Consider the following 18,348-nt stretch of genomic DNA (forward strand, 5'->3'; position numbering starts at 1 on the left):
TCGAAGCCGCGGCTCATTAACTGTAGCGTTACCATGATAATTTACTGTCCGCCCAAATAGACCAGTTTGGAGCGGGCAATGTCTGGCGTAAACGGCGGCCATCAGGATGTGGATATCGACCTCAGGCAGGTCATCGCGGCCGTCTGGGAACGCAAGGCGAAGATCCTCGCCGTGACGATCGCGGCGGGCGCGCTGGCGCTGGTCGGCGCCTCGCTGATCAAACCCAGCTACAAGGCCGAAACCAGGCTGCTGATCGAATCGCGATCGCCGAACCTCTCCGGCGGGGAAGGGGCAGGCAGTTCCAACGATCCGGTTCTCGACACGCTGAACATCACCAGCCAGGCCCAGCTGCTGCAATCGACCGACCTCATCAAGCGGGTTGCGCGCGATCTGAAGCTTTCCGATCGCCCGGAATTCGACCCGGCTGGACAGTCGGCACTGCCGGACCTCCTGGTGATGGTCGGCCTGAAGCAGGATCCGATGGCGATCGATCCGGAAGACCGGGTCATCCAGAAGTTCCGCGAAAAGCTGTCGGTCTATCCGGTCGAGGGCTCGCGCGTCATCGCCGTCGAATTTGCCTCGCATGATCCGAAGCTCGCGGCGGATGTGCCGAACCGGATGGCCGAAGCCTATCTTCAGATCCAGAGTGGCTCGAAGGTCGACACCCATGCCGAAACCGCCCGCTGGTTGGAGCCGGAAATCGCCAACCTGACGACCCGCGTCAACGATGCCGAAAAGAAGGTGGCGGACTACCGCTCCTCGAACGGCCTTTTCCAGACCAGCGAAGCCAACAGTTTTTCCAGCAAGCAGTTGAACGATATATCGACCGAACTTGCCCGCGTTCGCGCCGATCTCGCCAATGCCGAGGCCCGTTCGGAAAACGTCCGCGCTGGTTTGAGAGCCGGCCGCGCTTCGGACACGCTGGCGGACGTCGCGGGATCGGCGGTCATCCAGCGTCTGAAGGAAACCCAGACCAATTTGCAGGCGCAGATCAATGATCTCTCGACATCCCTGCTCGACAACCATCCGCGTCTTCGGGGACTTCGCGCGCAGCTCAGCGGTATCAATCAGCAGATCGAGCGTGAAACCCAGAAGATCCTGGCAAGCCTCGACAACGAGAGAGAGATTGCACGGCTCCGCGAGCGTCAGCTGACGCAGCAGATGAACGGCTTGAAGGCTGATTCGGCCAAGGCCGGTGAAGAGGAAGTCGGGCTGCGGGCCCTGGAACGCGAAGCGTCTGCCCAGCGCCAGCTGCTCGAAACCTATCTCGTGCGCTACCGCGAGGCGACGTCGCGCCGCGACGCCAATTCAAGCCCTGCGGATGCCCGGATCGTGTCGAGCGCGGTCGAACCGTCGGAACCCTTCTTTCCGAAGGTCATCCCGATCGTCATCGTGGCGACGCTTGCGACACTGATCGTCAGCTGCCTGGTCGTCATCATCGCCGAACTGTTCAGCGGCCGAGCGCTCCGCCCTCTCAATCGCCGTCGCGAGGACGATTTCCTGCTGACCCCACACGAGGTCGCAACGCCTGCGGTCGAACCGGCCCCGGCCCCGGCCGAGCCCGAACCGACCCCTGTAGGCGCTTTGGTTGCAACAACACCCGCCGCAGCTCCGGTTGCGGCAGAAACTGTTGCGGATCGGCCAAAGCGTGAACACAGACTGTTCGCGGCGGCAAAGGAAATGCTGGCTGCCTCCCGCAAGGATTCCGCTGCCGCGAAGGGCGCGGAAGTTGATCAGAAGCAGGAGGCTTCGATCGCTGCCGAGCCACCGGTCGAAGAAATTGCCGTGGCGCCGCCGGCGAACGACGGGGAGGAGGAATCCTTCACGATCGCGTCCGTTGCCCGCTACCTCCAGCGCCGTGCGGTGCCGATCGGCCTGGTCGTGTCGCCCGGTGGCGATGCAGGCTCGACGGCGACCGTGATGTTGGCCCGTGAAATTTCGGAGCGCGGTCGCACCGTCGCCCTGATCGACATGACCGGCTCGGCTTGCCCGACACGGCTGATGGCGCAGGACGTCAAACTTGCCGGCATCACCGATCTGCTGTGCGGCGAGGTTGCGTTCGGGGAAGCCATCCACCCGGACCGTCTCTCGGATGCGCATATCATCCCGTTCGGTTCTGCCGATCCGGTTCGCGCCATGCGGGGCGCCGATCGGCTGCCGATGGTCGTCGATGCACTCGCAGACGCCTATGATCTGGTGCTGATCGAATGCGGCCCGGCGGAAGCGCCGATGCTGTCGCGACTGACCCGCAACGAAAAGGCGGAGGTCATTCTCTCCGTGCCTGAGTTCAAGGAAGAGGATGTCGCAAAGATCGTCCAGGACTTCCAAGGCGAGGGAATTCGCAACCTGCTGGTAATGTCTGACGCCAATGACCGCAGTTCGCCGCGCAAGGCTGGACGACAGGTGGCGTGAGCCACACCGCATGAACCACGATCTACAAGGCGGCTTTCAGGCCGCCTTGTTCGTTTTGGCGGCCCGCAGTTTCTGCAAAAGAGCGTAAAGTCGCGGGTTGTGCTTCACCGCAGCCTTCGCCCTCGTTGCCAGAACCATCAGCGGTTTGAGGACGGAACCCTTCGGGGTGATGGCGATGAGGATATCGTGCAGGACTGTTTCCTGGCTGCACCAGCTGCGCTTGTAGGGCTGGTCGCCCACGCCGAAATCGAACAGTGCCGCGCCTTCGCGGCAGCTTTTCTCGATCATCAGCCAGAACAGCAACTCGCCGGGGCTTGCCTCGGGGCAGATGCTGTCGTCGATGGAGCTGAACTGGCAGATCACATGGTCGCCCTTGCGCGACACGCCGGCGATAGCCACGACATGTCCCTCGTGCTCACCCCGCATGCGGATCGCGTGAAGGGTGAGCGACGTGTCTGTCCCATCAGTCGGCGCGTCCATCAGGCGATGGAAAAACTCTCGGATCTCGGACGCGTGGAAGACATCGGGCAGGCCGAACATCTTCAGCCGTGCCGCCTTCTGGCGGAAGAACGTATCGAGCAGCGCGTGCTTTTCGTCCCCGTCTAGCGCGATCAAGTGATCGTAGCCGCCGGCAGCTTCGATCTTGCGGCTCTGTGAGCGGAATTTCTTGCGCCGCGTCTTGGCGTTGAGCTGTGCCAGCGTCGTCTCGAAATTCGGAAAAAGCGGCAGCTGGAACGAATGGTTCTGGTTCTCGGTCGTCGCAAGCGCACTCAGCGGATGCCGACTGGCGCGCCAGGAGAGCGGCACGCAATCGAGCACCATGAGATCGGCGTAAGGAGAAAGCGCCGTGCGCAGCATGTGCAGGAACGGCTTCAGCTCGGCAGCGGAAGCCACCTCGAGTGCCGGATCGAACAGGCCGGTATTGAGATTGTTGTAATGGTTGCCGGGGAGGCGGGCGACGCGGATGCTTTTTTCAAGCACGATATCGAGCGGCAGGATAAACACGGCGCGACCGTCGATGCGACCGACGACGACTGCAAGCGTGCGACCTTGGGATTTCGCCCAGGCTTCGCACCAGTCGAAACCCTGATGCAGCGAATTGAGCTTGATCGCCTGCAGACGGTGCCAGTCGGACTTCAGATCCGCCATGTCCGTCGTGACTGCCATTTCGATCTGCGCGAAACGCAACGGGACAGTCTCACGGGAAGGCGATCCCGATGTCCCTGCCGGCGCAAGCTCTTCAATCAGTCTCGAGGTTTGCATGGCGCGCTCCGCTGTCTTTCAGCGGGGAGAATAGGCAGCGTGCACCAACAATCTGTTTATTGCTGTGTCGCCCGCCGCCAATACTATCACGGCTGGTTAATGCGGGGTGAACCCAGGCATAACCTAGACTTTCGGCCGTGCGCCCGCCATCCACTTGATGATCAGCATGGCCGGCAGGATCCACAAAAGCCCCGACAGCAGGAAGTAGAGGAAATGCACCCACCACGGCGATGTCGCGAGCAACAGCGTCGCGACCGTGGTTGCAGCCAGCGCGTAGACGATGACGAGCACGATGATCATGATCGTGCCGATGAAACTTCTCAGGCGTGGGACCAACGCGTTTCTCCTCCCGCGACGCGATGCCGCAAAGCATCGGGGCTTGTTTTGCACGTGTCCTTGGGGCAAATCAACGCCAGGAGCGGAAAGATTACCGCCCGCATGGTGCTCTCAAGCGCGTGCAAGGCTGATCTTTCTTCGAGCGACAGGAGTTTCCGCATGTCGGCGACTGATAGCGTCATCATCGATGTCATCCATCCCGCAGCAAGACGCCGCGTGCGCGACCGCAGATCGGTGCGTATCTGGCTCGGCTTCGTCGTCTTCGTGCTCTTCTGTCTCGTCCTTGTGGGCGGCGCGACCCGGCTGACCGATTCGGGCCTTTCGATCACCGAGTGGAAACCGATCCACGGCGTCATTCCGCCTCTCAATGCGGCCGAATGGCAGGAGGAGTTCGAGCTCTATCAGCGCATTCCGCAATACCAGCTGGTCAATGCCGGCATGACGGTGGACGAATTCAAGACGATCTTCTGGTGGGAATGGGCGCACCGGTTCCTGGCGCGCTCGATCGGCCTGGTCTTCGCTGTGCCGCTGATCTTCTTCTGGGTGACCGGTCGCATTGAGAAACGTCTGCGCTGGCCGCTGGTCGGCACGCTGGCACTTGGCGGATTTCAGGGCTTCGTCGGCTGGTGGATGGTGTCGTCGGGCCTCACCAAGCTCGTCAGCGTGTCGCAATACCGCCTCGCCACACATCTGGTCATCGCCTGTCTGATCTTTTCTGCCTGCGTCTGGATCATGCGCGGCCTCACGCCCCAGAAGCAGGGCGCAGCCCCGACGCGTCACTCCTATATCGCCGCCGGCGGCCTCGCGTTTCTGGCGCTGTTCCAGATTTATCTCGGCGCACTCGTTGCAGGCTTGGACGCCGGTCTCAGCTACAACACCTGGCCGATGATGGACGGCGCCTTCGTTCCGGCCGACCTCTTTCTGCGCGATCCCTGGTGGATCAATCTGTTCGAAAACCCGAAGACCGTGCAGTTCGTCCACCGCTGCGGCGCCTATGTGCTTCTGGCAGCAGCGCTGGTCCATATGGTCGTCTCGCTGTCGAAGACGCCCGGATCTGTCCACACCGGACGCGCCGTCATCCTGTTCCTGCTGGTCTGTCTGCAGGCCGTGATCGGCATCCTGACGCTGGTCTATCAGGTGCCGCTGGATTTGGCGCTGGCGCATCAGGGCGGCGCGCTTGTTGTCCTCGGCTATGCCATCACCCATCTGCGTGGCTATGTCGGAGAATATGCACTTGAAGACGGAAAAGCCGCGGCGAACTGAGTTCACCGCGGCTCTGATTTCAAATTCGGAATGGTTAGGCCGACAGCATCAGGTCCATGTTCTGGACAGCGGCACCGGAGGCACCCTTGCCGAGGTTATCGAGCAGCGCCACAAGATTGACATGCGGGCTGCCAGCCGCGCCGAAGACGAACAGTTTCATCCGGTCTGTATTCACCAGTTCCTCGGCATCGACGCGGGCAAGCGTCGCGCTTTCGTTGAGCGGCACGACGGTGACGATATCCTGTCCCGCATAGTGGGCGCCGAGAGCGCTATGAATGCTCTCGATCGTGGCACCATCCTTGAGGTCTTCGAGGAACAGCGGCACCTGCACGATCATGCCCTGCGCAAAGCGGCCGACGGACGGCGAGAACAGCGGCGCGCGATCGAGCAGGCCATGTTCCTTCATCTCGGGCACGTGCTTGTGCTTCAGCGTCAGGCCGTAGAGGAAGTTGTTGGCGGAGATGGCGTCCTCGCGTGACGCGTCTTCCATCTGGCCGATCAGCTGCTTGCCGCCGCCCGTATAGCCGGACACCGCATTGACCGAGACCGGGTAGCCGTCGGGCAGGAGACCGGCAGCGCGCAGCGGACGTAGAAGCGCGATCGCGCCGGTCGGATAGCAGCCGGGATTGGCGACGTTGCGGGCAGCCTTGATCTTGTCGGCCTGTGCCTTGTCCAGTTCGGCGAAACCATAGGCCCAGTTCGGATCGACCCGGTAGGCGGTCGAGGTGTCGATTACCCGCACGTTGTTGTTGCCGGCAAGCATCGTCACGGCTTCTTTCGAAGCCTCGTCCGGCAGGCACAGGATCGCGATATCGGCGCTGTTGAGCAGGTCCTCGCGCATCGCCGCGTTGCGCCGTTCGGCTTCCGGGATCGACAGGAGCTCGACGTCGCGGCGGTCGGCCATACGGGTGCGGATCTGCAGCCCTGTCGTGCCGTGTTCGCCGTCGATGAAGATCTTTGCCGTCATGGTCATTATCCCTGAAATGTCAGTGCCTTGGGGTGAGAGCCGGAATCAGTTTGCCAGCTGCTTGATTCAATGTGTCAGCGGGCGGAAAGTCGCTCCGCGCGCAGGCCAAGCATATACATCGCAACCGTTGCCCCGGCAATGGCGGTGATATCGGCATGGTCATAGGCCGGTGCCACCTCCACCACGTCGGCGCCGCAAATATCGAGGGCGCCGAGTTTGCGCAGCACCGACAGGATTTTCGCGCTAGACGGCCCGCCCGCAACTGGCGTGCCGGTTCCGGGTGCAAAAGCCGGGTCAAGGCAGTCGATGTCGAAGGTGAGGTAACACGGGCGGTCGCCGACATGAGCAAGGATCGCGTCGGCGATGGCCTGGGCGCTCAGGTCCTCCACCTCATGGCCGAGCATGATCCTGATGCCGAAATCCTCAGGCGCATGAGTGCGGATGCCGATCTGGATCGAATCCTGCGGCTCGATCACGCCCTGTCGCACGGCGCGCGCCACGAACGATCCGTGGTCGATCCGTTCGATGTCGCCGGCCTCGTCAGCATCGTCGCTCCAGGTATCCTGATGGGCATCGAAATGCACGAGCGCGAGGGGGCCGTGGCGCGCCGCATGCGCCTTCAAGAGCGGCCAGGTGACGAAATGATCGCCGCCGAGCGAAAGCAAAAACGCGCCCGACTCGATGATCTTCGTCGCCTCGGCCTCGATCAGCCGCGGCGTCTTCCAGTGATGACCGTAGTCGAGCATGACGTCACCATAGTCGATCACGGACATGGCTTCGAAGAGATCACGCGAGAACGGATATTGCGGGTCGTTGTCGAAGATAGCCGAGGCCCGGCGAATGGCCTGGGGTCCGAACCGGGCGCCTGGCCGGTTGGAGACCGCAGCATCGAAGGGAATGCCGAGGACGACCGCATCGGCGCCTATCAGGTCCTTGGTATAGCGCCGCCGCATGAAGGACAGCGCGCCCGCATAGGTCGGGTCGGTGGCAGCATCGCGCAGGGACTTGGCGGTAAAGGCGTTGTCGATGGATTTTGAAGCCATTGCATTCTCCCGGATCGCAGAGAAAGTGCAGTGGGAGTGCCGGGATGACAAGACCCGCAATGAAGAAAGCCCGAAACGAAAAAGGCGGAGCCGAAGCCCCGCCTTTCGAAATGCAAAGTCTTGAAGCGATTAGCGCTTCGAGAACTGGAAGGACCGGCGGGCCTTCGCCTTACCGTACTTCTTACGCTCGACGACGCGGCTGTCGCGGGTCAGGAAGCCACCCTTCTTCAGAACCGGGCGAAGGCCTGGTTCGAAGTAGGTGAGGGCCTTGGAGACGCCGTGACGAACGGCACCGGCCTGACCGGAAAGACCACCACCGGTGACGGTGGCAATGATGTCGAACTGACCTGTGCGGGCAGCGGCAACCAGCGGCTGCTGAAGGATCATCTGCAGAACCGGACGGGCGAAATACGCCGAGAAGTCGCGACCGTTGATGATGATCTTGCCGGAGCCTGGCTTGACCCAAACGCGGGCAATCGCGTTCTTGCGCTTGCCGGTTGCATAGGAACGGCCCTGTGCATCGACCTTGCGGACGTGAACCGGTGCCTGGCTTTCAGCCGGAGCGAGGTCCTTCAAAGAGGAAAGATCGGCCATGATCAGGCGCTCCTTACGTTCTTGCTGTTCAGCGATGCCACGTCGAGAGCGACCGGCTGCTGCGCTTCATGGGGATGGTTGGAGCCGGCGTATACACGCAGGTTCTTCAACTGGCGACGGCCGAGCGGGCCGCGCGGGATCATACGCTCAATCGCCTTTTCGACGACGCGCTCAGGAAAGCGGCCTTCGATGATGGCGCGTGCAGTACGCTCCTTGATGCCACCCGGGTAACCGGTGTGCCAGTAGTACTTCTTGTCTGTGTATTTCTTGCCGGTCAGGACAACCTTTTCAGCGTTGATGATGATGACATTGTCACCGTCGTCGACGTGAGGTGTGTAGGTGACCTTGTGCTTGCCGCGAAGGCGATTGGCAACGAGGGTGGCGAGGCGACCGACAACGAGGCCTTCGGCATCGATGATGATCCACTTCTTCTCCACCTCTGCAGGCTTCTGAACGAAGGTTGACATTGTTTTTCTCTCTCATCTGAACCCAAGACCACCGGAAGACCGGCCGTAAGGGCGTTTTTTGTTGCTTGATTTGCTCGGCTATGCCGACAAAAAAGAAAGCGGGCCTTCGAGAGGTCCGCGATCTGGGCGGCTTATACGACGGAGCCTAAAAAGCGTCAAGCAGCCGGCCCGGAGCGGTCGGAAAAATAGCTCAACGTTTAGAACGACTTACTGATGAGGTAAAATAATACCTCACAAATATTCGGCCGGTGTTTCGTCTCTTACACGACTTCTTGAGAAGGGATACCTTGGTTTGAGCCGCAGCAGGCCGGACGCCTGGCTGGTGGGAAAATGTGATTCCGGAACCGAGTTGGAAGATTTCCATTGCTTTCCTATGTCCAGGTGACTGCATGAGGAGATTAGAACCATGGCTCACGATCGGTATGACGACGACGTCATCGCTGGCGTCTTGAAAAGCACGAAGACGATTGCGCTGGTCGGCGCATCGCCCAATCCCGACCGGCCCAGCAACCGCGTCATGGGATTTCTGTTGCAGCGCGGCTACCGGGTGTTTCCGGTCAATCCCGGCCATGCCGTCAAGCAGATCCTAGGTCAGGAGGTCTATGCGAGCCTCGCGGATGTGCCCGAACCCGTCGATATGGTCGATGTGTTCCGCGCCTCGGAATATCTGGATAGTGTGGTGGACGAAGCACTGGCGCTCGATCAGCCGCCCAAGGTCATATGGGCGCAGCTTGGCGTCCGCGACGATCAGGCCGCAGTCAAGGCGGAGGCTGCCGGTATCCAGGTAATCATGGATCGCTGCCCGGCGATCGAGTACCCAAGGCTTGCCCGTCTTCTCGGATAGGGTAAGGGAGCGGGGCAGGTAATTCGCGGACTCTTTTCGCAATCGCTGCGAATGCTGCAACGATATTTCTTGATCGCCGTCGGCCCGCAGGCTCTGCTGTGATGAAACGACCCTAGAGGAGACCGGCATGGCCAACCCGAATTCACGCAGTTCCGGCAATCCCGGATTTTCAACGCTCGCTGTTCATGCCGGCGCCGAGCCCGATCCGACGACCGGCGCCCGGGCGGTGCCGATCTACCAGACCACGTCCTTCGTCTTCAAGGATACCGAACATGCAGCCGCTCTGTTCGGGCTGAAGGAATTCGGAAACATCTATACCCGCATCATGAACCCGACGCAGGCCGCGCTGGAGGAAAAGGTGGCGGCGCTCGAAGGCGGCACGGCAGCCCTTGCCGTCGCGTCCGGCCATGCGGCGCAGCTGCTGGTTTTCCACACGATCATGCAGCCCGGCGACAACTTCGTCGCGGCGCGCAAGCTTTACGGTGGCTCGATCAACCAGTTCGGCAACGCGTTTCAGAATTTCGGCTGGCAGGTGCGCTGGGCCGATAGCGCCGATCCGGAAAGTTTTGAAAACGAGATCGACGATCGCACCAAGGCGATTTTCGTCGAAAGCCTGGCAAACCCCGGCGGCACCTTCGTCGATATCGCGGCGATTTCGGAGGTGGCCCAGCGTTTCGGAATCCCGCTGATCGTCGACAACACGATGGCGAGCCCCTATCTCGTGCGGCCACTCGAACACGGCGCCGATATCGTCGTGCACTCGCTCACCAAATTTCTCGGCGGCCACGGCAATTCCATGGGCGGAATCATCGTCGACGGCGGCACGTTCGACTGGTCGCGCTCCGGCAACTACCCGGTCCTGTCCGAGCCGCGGCCGGAATATTCGGGCATGGTTCTGCACGAGACCTTCGGCAACATCGCCTTTGCGATCGCCGCGCGCGTGCTCGGCCTTCGCGACCTCGGGCCGGCCATCTCGCCCTTCAACGCCTTCCAGATCCAGACGGGGATCGAGACGCTCTCGCTGCGCATGCAGCGGCATTGCGATAATGCGCTTGCGGTTGCCGAGTGGCTGAGCCGCCATCCGAAGGTTGGATGGGTGAACTACGCCGGCCTGCCTGACGACCCGAACAATGCTCTGCAGAAGCGCTATTCGCCGAATGGTGCCGGCGCTGTCTTCACCTTTGGCCTGAAGAACGGCTACGAGGCCGGCAAGATCTTCGTGGAGAGCCTCAAGCTCTTCTCGCACCTTGCCAATATCGGCGACACCCGCTCGCTGGTCATCCACCCGGCATCGACCACCCATCGGCAACTCACCGAGGAGCAGCAGATTGCTGCCAGTGCCGGACCTGACGTGGTCCGCCTGTCTGTTGGCATCGAGGATGTCGCAGACCTGATCTCCGACCTCGACCAAGCATTAGCAAGGACTTGAGACACTCATGAAGAACTGGCTGACATTCGATTTGACCGCAATCGAACCGGAGGAGGGCGCACCCGCGCCCGACCGCGTCATCTTCGGCGATCCGAAATTCCTCACCTGGAATTTCGAGGAGGCCGACGGCGGCATCTATGCAGGCGTCTGGGAAGCGACGCCGGGTAAGTGGAAGATCGTCTATGACGAGTGGGAATATTTCCACATCCAGTTCGGCTACTCGATCATCACCGAAGAAGGCGCAGAACCGCTGCATCTGAAGGCCGGCGACAGCATGGTTCTGCGGCCAGGTCTGGTTGCCACCTGGGAAGTGGTGGAGACGACCCGCAAGGATTACGTCATCAGGCTGTAAGCCTGACGGCGGGTCCTCCGGCTGCTCCTACCCCCAGGTGAGATCGAGCCGCTCCAGCCCGTGGAAATGGTAGACATCCTTCACCGTCGGCACCCCGGCCAGTTTGAGGCCGGGCAGGCGGCGAAACAGGATGGGCAGAACGGTATTCAGTTCCAGCCGCGCCAGTGGTGCGCCGATGCAGAAGTGGATGCCGGCGCCGAAGGACAGGTTCTGGCCTTCCTGACGATCCGGCTTGAACGTCAGCGGATCTGAAAATTTCTTGCTGTCGAGATTGGCGGCGGCGAGGATCAGGCTCACCTTGTCGCCACGCTTCAGGGAAACGCCGTCGATTTCCGCGTCTTCGAGCGCCCAGCGCTGGAAGATATGGACGGGCGCGCACAGCCGCAGCGTCTCTTCCACCGTCCGCTCCGTCGCGGCCTCGTCGCGGAAGAGCTCGGCCGGCGAGAGACCGCTTTCCAAAATCACCCGAACCGAATTGCCGATCTGGTGCACGGTCGCCTCGTGGCCGGCGTTCAAGAGCACGATCGTGGTTGAGACGAGTTCGTCATCGGCCAGATACTGGCCCTTGTGCTCCGTATGGATCATGTGGGTCAGCAGATCTTCGCGCGGCTCCCTGCGGCGCTCGGCAATCAGCGTTTTCACATAGGCTGCGAACTCCCCGGCCGCCCTGTCCGCCGCATGTTCGTCTTCCCGCGAGCGCTTGAACATGTACATGCCGACATAGGCATGGCTCCATTTCAGCAACTGCGGCCCCATCTCGTCCGGAATTCCGATCATCCGGGCAATCATCGTCACGGGAATGATGTCGGCAAAGGCCGAGAGCAGTTCCACCCGGCCTTGGCCGTCGAACGCGTCGATCAGACGCTCCGCAAGCTCGGTAATCTCCGGCCTCAGCTTTTCGATATGACGGGAGACGAAGGCGCGGTTTACCAGTGTCCGCAGCCGCGTATGTTCCGGCGGTTCGATCTCCAGCAGCGAGTATCGTTCGGCCAGGTCGAAATTCGCAAGATGCGCTTCCGGCTCGGGGAGGCCCAGCTCCTCGCGGCTGGCGACATGCAGGATCTGCCGGCCGAATCGGCGGTCGCGCAGGAGAAGGTTCACATGGTCGTAGCCGGTGAAGAACCACTGCCGCTGCTCCTCCCAGAAGAACGTCGGACAGTGCTGATGCAAAAGCCCGTAAACACGGTTCGGATCGCTGTAGAAGGCCGGGTTGCGGCCATCCAGCGAGACGCGGCGGGTTTCTGGATCGATGCAGAGGAAATCGGGGATCGCGGTCATGTGGAATGGGTAACTCAATCCGCGGGCCCACGAAAGCCCGTCATTCGCCTGTCGCGATACCCTCGCGCCGCGGATCGGCACTTCCCGCAAGTCCTCGGTCGGTGATCTCGATTGCCTGCAGGCCAGACGTCATTTCACCGGCCTTCACCTCGTAGCCGAGTGACTTCAGCGGCTCCATCAGCGTCTCGGCCCGCGTTCCGGCTTCGATATCGTATGTCCCGAAACGGTTGATCAGATGCGGCTGGGCGACGATCTGCTCCACCGGCATGCCCCAGTCTATATAGGCGACCAGCGCCTGCGCCACATATCCGATGATCTGGCTGCCGCCGGGCGACCCGATGGCCATCAGCGGCTTGCCGTCCTTCATCACGATCGTCGGCGCCATCGAGGAGCGGGGGCGTTTGCCCGGCTCGACGCGGTTGGCGACCGGCAGTCTGCCATCATGCGTCTTGAAGGAAAAGTCGGTGAGTTCGTTGTTGAGCAGGAACCCGTTGACCATCAGCCGCGATCCGAAACCGTTCTCGATCGTCGTCGTCATGCTGGCGACGTTGCCGTCCTTGTCGACGATTGAGATATGGCTGGTGGAGGGAAGTTCGATCGCCTCGCCGCGGCCGAACAGGAGCGCGTGATCCCAGGTCGGCTCGCCAGCCGTCACGGCATCCTTGGCAAGTGCCTTGTCCGTGTCGAGCAGTCTTGCCCGTTCGCCGAGATATTCCTTTTTGAGGAGACCCTTGATCGGTGCCGGCACGAAATCTGGATCGGCCAGATATCTTTCGCGGTCCGCAAACGCCAGACGCTGCGCATCGCCGATCAGCCTCCAGCTTTCAACATTGTCCGGCCCGAGCCCCTTCAGATCGAAGTTTTCGAGAATGCCCAGCATCTGGCCGACGGCAACGCCACCGGAGGAGGGTGGGCCCATGCCGCATATATCGAGAGCGCGATAGGCAAGGCAGACCGGTTCCCGCTCCTTGATCCTGTAATTGGCGAAATCGGACAGCGAGAGAACGCCGGGATTGCCCTTTGCCTCGCGCACGGCCTTGACGATCGCCTGCGCAATCGGGCCGGAATAGAAGGCATCGGCGCCGCCAGATGCGATCGTTCGCAGCGTTTCTGCATAGGCGGGGTTCTTGAGGAGAGTGCCGATTTTCAGCGGTGCGCCGCCATCGTCGAAGAAATAGCGGATCGTAGCGTCATCGGTCTTCAGCTTGTCACCTTCGGCCGCAAGCAGCGTGCCGAGCCGGGGCGAGACCTCAAAGCCGTCAGTGGCGAGGCGCTCGGCGGCAGTAAACAATCCCGCCCAGTTCGCCTTGCCGTATTTACGGTGGACCGTCTCCAGCAGCCGCACCGTGCCCGGCGTGCCGACCGACCGACCGCCGACCACGGCTGCCATGAACTTCAACGGCTGACCCTGATCGTCGAGAAAGAGCTTTGGCGTCGCTTCCATCGGCGCCGTCTCGCGGCCGTCTAACGTTGTCAGTTTCTTCGAGGCTGCGTCGTAATAGACTAGGAAGGAGCCGCCGCCGAGGCCGGAACTCTGCGGTTCCACGAGGCCGAGCACGGTCTGCACGGCAACCAGCGCATCGGCAGCACTGCCGCCTTTCTCGATCACTGCACGACCCGCTTCCGCGGCGAGCGGATTGGCGGCGGCGACCATGTAGCGCTTCGTCTCGACCCGCTTTGCCAACCTGACTGCCGAAGCCTTTTCCGGCGCGGTCCTGTCCGATGCCTGCTGCGCCAATGCTACCGAGATCGTGAGGAAACCGGCAAGAACAGTCCCGGAAATTTGCTTCAGCATCGCATGTCTCTCCGCATTTTTGAATTTGCTCGGAGAGAGTGTGGAGCATTGTCGCGCCATTGCAAGACTTTAGGCGGTCGTGGGCAACGGCACTATTGGCTGAGGACGACGATGCGTTTCAGCGACGCCACCTGTTGGGACACGCTGATGTCTTCGAAAGGATCTGCGGCAAATGGGGTTGGGGACGCAAAATCCGTTGACGGTACGATCATGATTTCCTGATCCGTATGAACAGCGGTGCGGTCGCGGCCGCTGGTCTTCGACACGTAAAGAGCCTTGTCGGCAGCGGTTAGCAACGCGTCGATATCAGCGTCCTTCGTGGAGCACAGCGAGATGCCGGCGCTGACCGTCACGGCTATCCTGTGTTCGCCGACACTGATTGGATGGCGTCTGAGCGTCGAGCGGATTGCCTCTGCGATACTGGCTGCTTCGACCATATCGGAAACGCGGATGATAGACGCGAATTCCTCGCCGCCCATGCGTCCGAACGAGCCGCGGCCGCGCTGAGCCGCCGCACCAATCCGTGCAAAGGCGGAGAGCACGTCATCGCCGGCCTGATGACCGTAGACGTCGTTGATCTGCTTGAACACGTCGAGATCGAACTGGATGAAAGCAATCATGCTGCCATCCACCGCATCAACGCCCTTCGACCGGTGAAACTCTTCCAGCAGACCGCGGCGGTTGAGCACGCCGGTCAGCGGGTCGGTCCGCGCCAGCTCTTTCAGGGTCAGCTCGGACCGCTCGGTCAGGAGTCGCGCCCCGCAGACGATGCTGCCGACAAAGACGAAAGCCGTCGGGAGATAGAGCCACGGCGAATGCGACGCAGCGACAAGCGCATCCGGTCTACCGATGAACACCATCAGGACAATCAGCGCGCAGGAGAAGAACTGTATCCCGATGACGCTGGCAAACACGCGACGGGTGATGCTGGGCGGACCGCGATGGTAAAGCAGAATGCCGATGATCATGGCGTGACCGACCATGGCCGCGACGTGGTGAAGGATGGCGCGACTGGCGAAGTCGCCGCGGACGGGGTCTAGAAACATCCCGGCAATCCAGATCAGGGCCGGAATGCCAACATAGGGTTCCACGGGCCGGCGGTCGAGCTGCATCAGGCCCGCAGCCCACAGGCCGATACCCGCAAGAACCATGGTATTGGCGACCTCGATCGAAACGAAGTCCGGAATGTCGCCGCGCATTGCGACCAGAGCTGCGCCAATCCCGTGCACAGCGAAGCCGCTGCCCCAGCTGAGATAAAGTGGTTCGCGCTCATAGTACCAGCGTGAAAAGAGCAGGACGGCGAGCGTCACCGCTTCAGCGGCCCAGATCAACAGACCCGTCAAGATATCCACGTCCAGCTCCGTCATTCATTCCCGGCCGCTTCAGTATGCGGCCAAGTCTTTAAGGCTGCGTTGCTGTTTTGCGTCGGTTATTTTGATTAGAATGCTGTCATTTATTCATATCTGCTTTACCCTGCTCGATCAAAAATGCTTGGATGGCCGTCGATACTTCTCTTTTGCCTCTGGTATATGAGAGTTGTTGCATTATCGGTCAGCCTCGCGCATCCCAAGCCGATTAAGGATATCGGGCTCTCCGTCTTGAAGTACCCGGCGGTGACACTCTATGTAGGAGATAACCCATTCCAATGATTCCGGAGCGCATCGCCGCCTTCGGCGATGCATTTGACAAAGGACGGACATGAGAAATCCAGTTGATACCGCAATGGCCTTGGTGCCGATGGTCGTTGAGCAGACCAATCGCGGTGAACGCTCCTACGATATCTACTCGCGCCTCCTGAAGGAGCGCATCATCTTCGTCACCGGTCCGGTGGAAGATTACATGGCGTCGCTCGTGTGCGCCCAGCTGCTTTTCCTCGAGGCCGAAAATCCGAAGAAGGAAATCGCGCTCTACATCAATTCGCCAGGTGGTGTCGTCACCGCCGGCATGTCGATCTACGACACGATGCAGTTCATCAAGCCGGCCGTGTCGACGCTCTGCATCGGCCAGGCCGCATCCATGGGCTCGCTGCTGCTGTGCGCCGGCGAGAAGGGCATGCGCTTTGCAATGCCGAACTCGCGCATCATGGTTCATCAGCCGTCCGGCGGGTTTACCGGCCAGGCATCCGACATCGAGCGTCATGCCCGCGACATTCTGAAGATGAAGCGCCGTTTAAACGACGTTTACGTGAAGCACACCGGCCGTACGCTTGAGGAAGTTGAAAAAACCCTCGATCGTGACCACTTCATGACCGCCGACGAAGCTCAGGACTGGGGCGTCGTCGACAAGATCCTGACCACGCGTCAGGAAATGGAAGGCGTTTCGGCATCTTGAGGCAATAGTGGCATCCGTGCTGCTCACCCGGATTTGAGTGATTTCGGGGGTTTCAAGTGGCACGGAACGCGCTATTAGTACCTATTAAGGCTGTGTTGAGTGTTTATGACATAGCATTGGCGTCTTAGGGGTTTCGTTGCAGCCGGTCATTCTGGACCTGCGAAAGCGAGTTTGAGGCCGGTAGAGTACCCCTTGAGCGAAGACAGGCGCGGCATAGCGTCCGCGCGTGTCGACAGCGACAAAGTTGACCGCGACCGTCTGGACAGGCGGATAGGCGGAGTGCTGGAAGGAAAGTGATATGAGCAAAGTCAGCGGCGGCAACGGCGGCGACTCCAAGAATACCCTGTATTGCTCCTTCTGCGGAAAGAGCCAGCACGAGGTCCGCAAGCTGATTGCCGGCCCGACCGTATTCATCTGCGATGAATGCGTCGAATTGTGCATGGACATCATTCGCGAAGAGAACAAGTCTTCGATGGTGAAGTCCCGTGAAGGCGTTCCCACGCCGCAGGACATCATCAAGGTCCTCGACGAGTACGTCATCGGCCAGAAGCAGGCCAAGCGTATTCTGTCGGTCGCAGTCCACAATCATTACAAGCGTCTCGCGCATGCCTCAAAGGGCGGCGATGTCGAGCTTGCGAAGTCGAACATCATGCTCGTCGGTCCGACGGGTTGCGGCAAGACCTATCTTGCCCAGACGCTCGCGCGCATCATCGACGTGCCCTTCACGATGGCCGACGCGACGACACTCACGGAAGCCGGCTATGTCGGTGAAGACGTGGAAAACATCATTCTGAAGCTGCTTCAGTCGGCTGATTACAATGTCGAGCGCGCCCAGCGCGGCATCGTCTACATCGACGAAGTCGACAAGATCTCCCGCAAGTCGGACAACCCTTCGATCACCCGCGACGTGTCGGGCGAGGGCGTCCAGCAGGCGCTTCTGAAGATCATGGAAGGCACGGTTGCATCGGTTCCGCCGCAGGGTGGTCGCAAGCATCCGCAGCAGGAATTCCTGCAGGTCGACACGACGAACATCCTGTTCATCTGCGGCGGCGCGTTTGCCGGTCTCGACAAGATCATCTCGGCCCGTGGCGAGAAGACCTCGATCGGTTTCGGTGCATCCGTCCAGTCTCCGGACGATCGTCGCGTTGGCGAAGTGCTGCGCGAACTCGAACCGGAAGATCTGGTCAAGTTCGGTCTCATTCCGGAATTCATCGGTCGTCTGCCGGTTCTGGCAACGCTCGAGGATCTCGATGAGGATGCGCTGATCCAGATCCTGTCGGAGCCGAAGAACGCGCTGATCAAGCAGTACCAGCGCCTGTTCGAGATGGAAGACGTCGAACTGACGTTCCACGAGGACGCGCTGCGCGAGATCGCCAAGCGCGCCATCATCCGCAAGACGGGTGCTCGTGGTCTTCGCTCGATCATGGAAAAGATCCTGCTCGACACGATGTTCGAGCTGCCGGCGCTGGAAGGCGTTCGCGAAGTGGTCATTTCCGACGATGTGGTGCGGGGCAATGCACGTCCGCTCTACATCTACGCCGACAGGCAGGAAGAAAAGGCCAACGTTTCGGCCTGATCCTCAGCGGTCATAGCAACATTGAGAAGGGGCCCCATTGGGGCCTCTTTTTCGTTTTAGCCTCGGCTATTGTTTTAGGCCGTATTACACGATTTTTGCACTGCAAAGAGTTGCAAGATAATCCGCTTGATTTAGACAGGGTCAGGGATGAACCTTTCCGTTCCGGCTGCTTCGCACCTTTTGTGCGTGTGCCGTTGATTTCGGACCTCGTCTCGAAAAGGTTTGTCGGCAAGGACGGTAGCGCGTCCGTGCTGAAGAGCTGACATTTTGCGTAAGGCGTTATGCGTGGGCGCTTTGTCTGACGGCTGGTTGCACAAGGTGCAGTGCAGCGACCTTGCAAGGCTTGAAAACGATCTGTGAAAACTCCACTTTTAGCGGGAGTGAAGTGCTTGGGTAAT

At 60.7% G+C, this 18,348-nt stretch carries 16 protein-coding genes; 7 read left to right on the top strand and 9 right to left on the bottom strand.

Features of this window, described 5'->3' with window-relative positions:
• The first annotated feature begins 78 nt into the window (after positions 1 to 78).
• A complete protein-coding gene (locus J3A65_RS07250; RefSeq protein WP_209900551.1) occupies positions 79 to 2,412 on the top strand; it encodes an exopolysaccharide transport family protein in 2,334 nt (777 codons plus the stop codon).
• A 36-nt stretch (positions 2,413 to 2,448) separates the two neighbouring features.
• Here the strand turns inward: J3A65_RS07250 and J3A65_RS07255 are convergent, their stop codons facing one another.
• Positions 2,449 to 3,675, bottom strand: coding sequence for a GNAT family N-acetyltransferase (locus J3A65_RS07255; RefSeq protein WP_209900553.1), 1,227 nt, complete (start codon positions 3,673 to 3,675; stop codon positions 2,449 to 2,451).
• 123 nt (positions 3,676 to 3,798) lie between these two features.
• Positions 3,799 to 4,011, bottom strand: a complete 213-nt coding sequence (locus J3A65_RS07260; RefSeq protein WP_062453259.1) for a DUF2842 domain-containing protein — start codon at positions 4,009 to 4,011, stop codon at positions 3,799 to 3,801.
• A 159-nt stretch (positions 4,012 to 4,170) separates the two neighbouring features.
• Here J3A65_RS07260 and J3A65_RS07265 point away from each other — a divergent pair, with 159 nt between their 5' ends.
• Positions 4,171 to 5,274, top strand: a complete 1,104-nt coding sequence (locus tag J3A65_RS07265) for a COX15/CtaA family protein (RefSeq protein WP_209900555.1) — start codon at positions 4,171 to 4,173, stop codon at positions 5,272 to 5,274.
• Positions 5,275 to 5,308: 34 nt separating this feature from the next.
• On the opposite strand, the gene argC is transcribed toward J3A65_RS07265, so the two are convergent.
• The 4 genes from argC to rplM all read right to left on the bottom strand — a co-directional run bounded on the left by argC (position 5,309) and on the right by rplM (position 8,345).
• Complete coding sequence (gene argC, locus J3A65_RS07270) at positions 5,309 to 6,241, bottom strand: N-acetyl-gamma-glutamyl-phosphate reductase (protein ID WP_062453258.1); 933 nt, start codon at positions 6,239 to 6,241, stop codon at positions 5,309 to 5,311.
• Between the two features lie 74 nt (positions 6,242 to 6,315).
• Positions 6,316 to 7,284: an agmatinase gene (speB, locus tag J3A65_RS07275; RefSeq protein ID WP_209900557.1), complete on the bottom strand. Its 969-nt coding sequence runs from the start codon at positions 7,282 to 7,284 to the stop codon at positions 6,316 to 6,318.
• Positions 7,285 to 7,413: 129 nt separating this feature from the next.
• A complete protein-coding gene (gene rpsI, locus J3A65_RS07280; protein WP_062453256.1) occupies positions 7,414 to 7,878 on the bottom strand; it encodes a 30S ribosomal protein S9 in 465 nt (154 codons plus the stop codon).
• A 2-nt stretch (positions 7,879 to 7,880) separates the two neighbouring features.
• Entirely contained in the window at positions 7,881 to 8,345 is a 465-nt protein-coding gene (gene rplM / locus J3A65_RS07285; RefSeq protein WP_062453255.1) for a 50S ribosomal protein L13, read from the bottom strand.
• A gap of 406 nt (positions 8,346 to 8,751) precedes the next feature.
• Here rplM and J3A65_RS07290 point away from each other — a divergent pair, with 406 nt between their 5' ends.
• From J3A65_RS07290 to J3A65_RS07300, 3 genes are all read left to right on the top strand, one after another.
• Positions 8,752 to 9,189 carry a CoA-binding protein gene (locus tag J3A65_RS07290; RefSeq protein WP_209900558.1) on the top strand — a complete coding sequence of 146 codons (438 nt, stop codon included), beginning with the start codon at positions 8,752 to 8,754 and terminating at the stop codon, positions 9,187 to 9,189.
• Positions 9,190 to 9,316: 127 nt separating this feature from the next.
• The gene (locus J3A65_RS07295) at positions 9,317 to 10,618 is read left to right on the top strand and encodes an O-acetylhomoserine aminocarboxypropyltransferase (RefSeq protein ID WP_209900560.1); all 1,302 of its coding nucleotides are present in this window, start codon (positions 9,317 to 9,319) and stop codon (positions 10,616 to 10,618) included.
• Between the two features lie 7 nt (positions 10,619 to 10,625).
• Positions 10,626 to 10,970 carry a cupin domain-containing protein gene (locus tag J3A65_RS07300; RefSeq protein ID WP_174195971.1) on the top strand — a complete coding sequence of 115 codons (345 nt, stop codon included), beginning with the start codon at positions 10,626 to 10,628 and terminating at the stop codon, positions 10,968 to 10,970.
• Positions 10,971 to 10,997: 27 nt separating this feature from the next.
• Here J3A65_RS07300 and J3A65_RS07305 read toward each other — a convergent pair whose 3' ends face one another.
• The 3 genes from J3A65_RS07305 to J3A65_RS07315 all read right to left on the bottom strand — a co-directional run bounded on the left by J3A65_RS07305 (position 10,998) and on the right by J3A65_RS07315 (position 15,395).
• Positions 10,998 to 12,248 (bottom strand): cytochrome P450, encoded by a 1,251-nt coding sequence (locus J3A65_RS07305; protein ID WP_209900562.1) that lies wholly within the window; start codon positions 12,246 to 12,248, stop codon positions 10,998 to 11,000.
• Positions 12,249 to 12,288: 40 nt separating this feature from the next.
• Positions 12,289 to 14,043, bottom strand: coding sequence for a gamma-glutamyltransferase (gene ggt, locus J3A65_RS07310; protein ID WP_209900564.1), 1,755 nt, complete (start codon positions 14,041 to 14,043; stop codon positions 12,289 to 12,291).
• A gap of 92 nt (positions 14,044 to 14,135) precedes the next feature.
• Positions 14,136 to 15,395, bottom strand: coding sequence for a GGDEF domain-containing protein (locus J3A65_RS07315; protein WP_209900566.1), 1,260 nt, complete (start codon positions 15,393 to 15,395; stop codon positions 14,136 to 14,138).
• 346 nt (positions 15,396 to 15,741) lie between these two features.
• On the opposite strand from J3A65_RS07315, the gene clpP reads away from it, so the two are divergent.
• Both clpP and clpX read left to right on the top strand, forming a co-directional pair.
• A complete protein-coding gene (gene clpP / locus J3A65_RS07320; protein ID WP_062453248.1) occupies positions 15,742 to 16,374 on the top strand; it encodes an ATP-dependent Clp endopeptidase proteolytic subunit ClpP in 633 nt (210 codons plus the stop codon).
• Between the two features lie 298 nt (positions 16,375 to 16,672).
• The gene (gene clpX / locus J3A65_RS07325; protein WP_062453247.1) at positions 16,673 to 17,950 is read left to right on the top strand and encodes an ATP-dependent Clp protease ATP-binding subunit ClpX; all 1,278 of its coding nucleotides are present in this window, start codon (positions 16,673 to 16,675) and stop codon (positions 17,948 to 17,950) included.
• Positions 17,951 to 18,348 lie beyond the last annotated feature (398 nt).

Source organism: Rhizobium sp. PvP014 (assembly GCF_017876855.1).
GTDB lineage: Bacteria > Pseudomonadota > Alphaproteobacteria > Rhizobiales > Rhizobiaceae > Neorhizobium > Neorhizobium soli.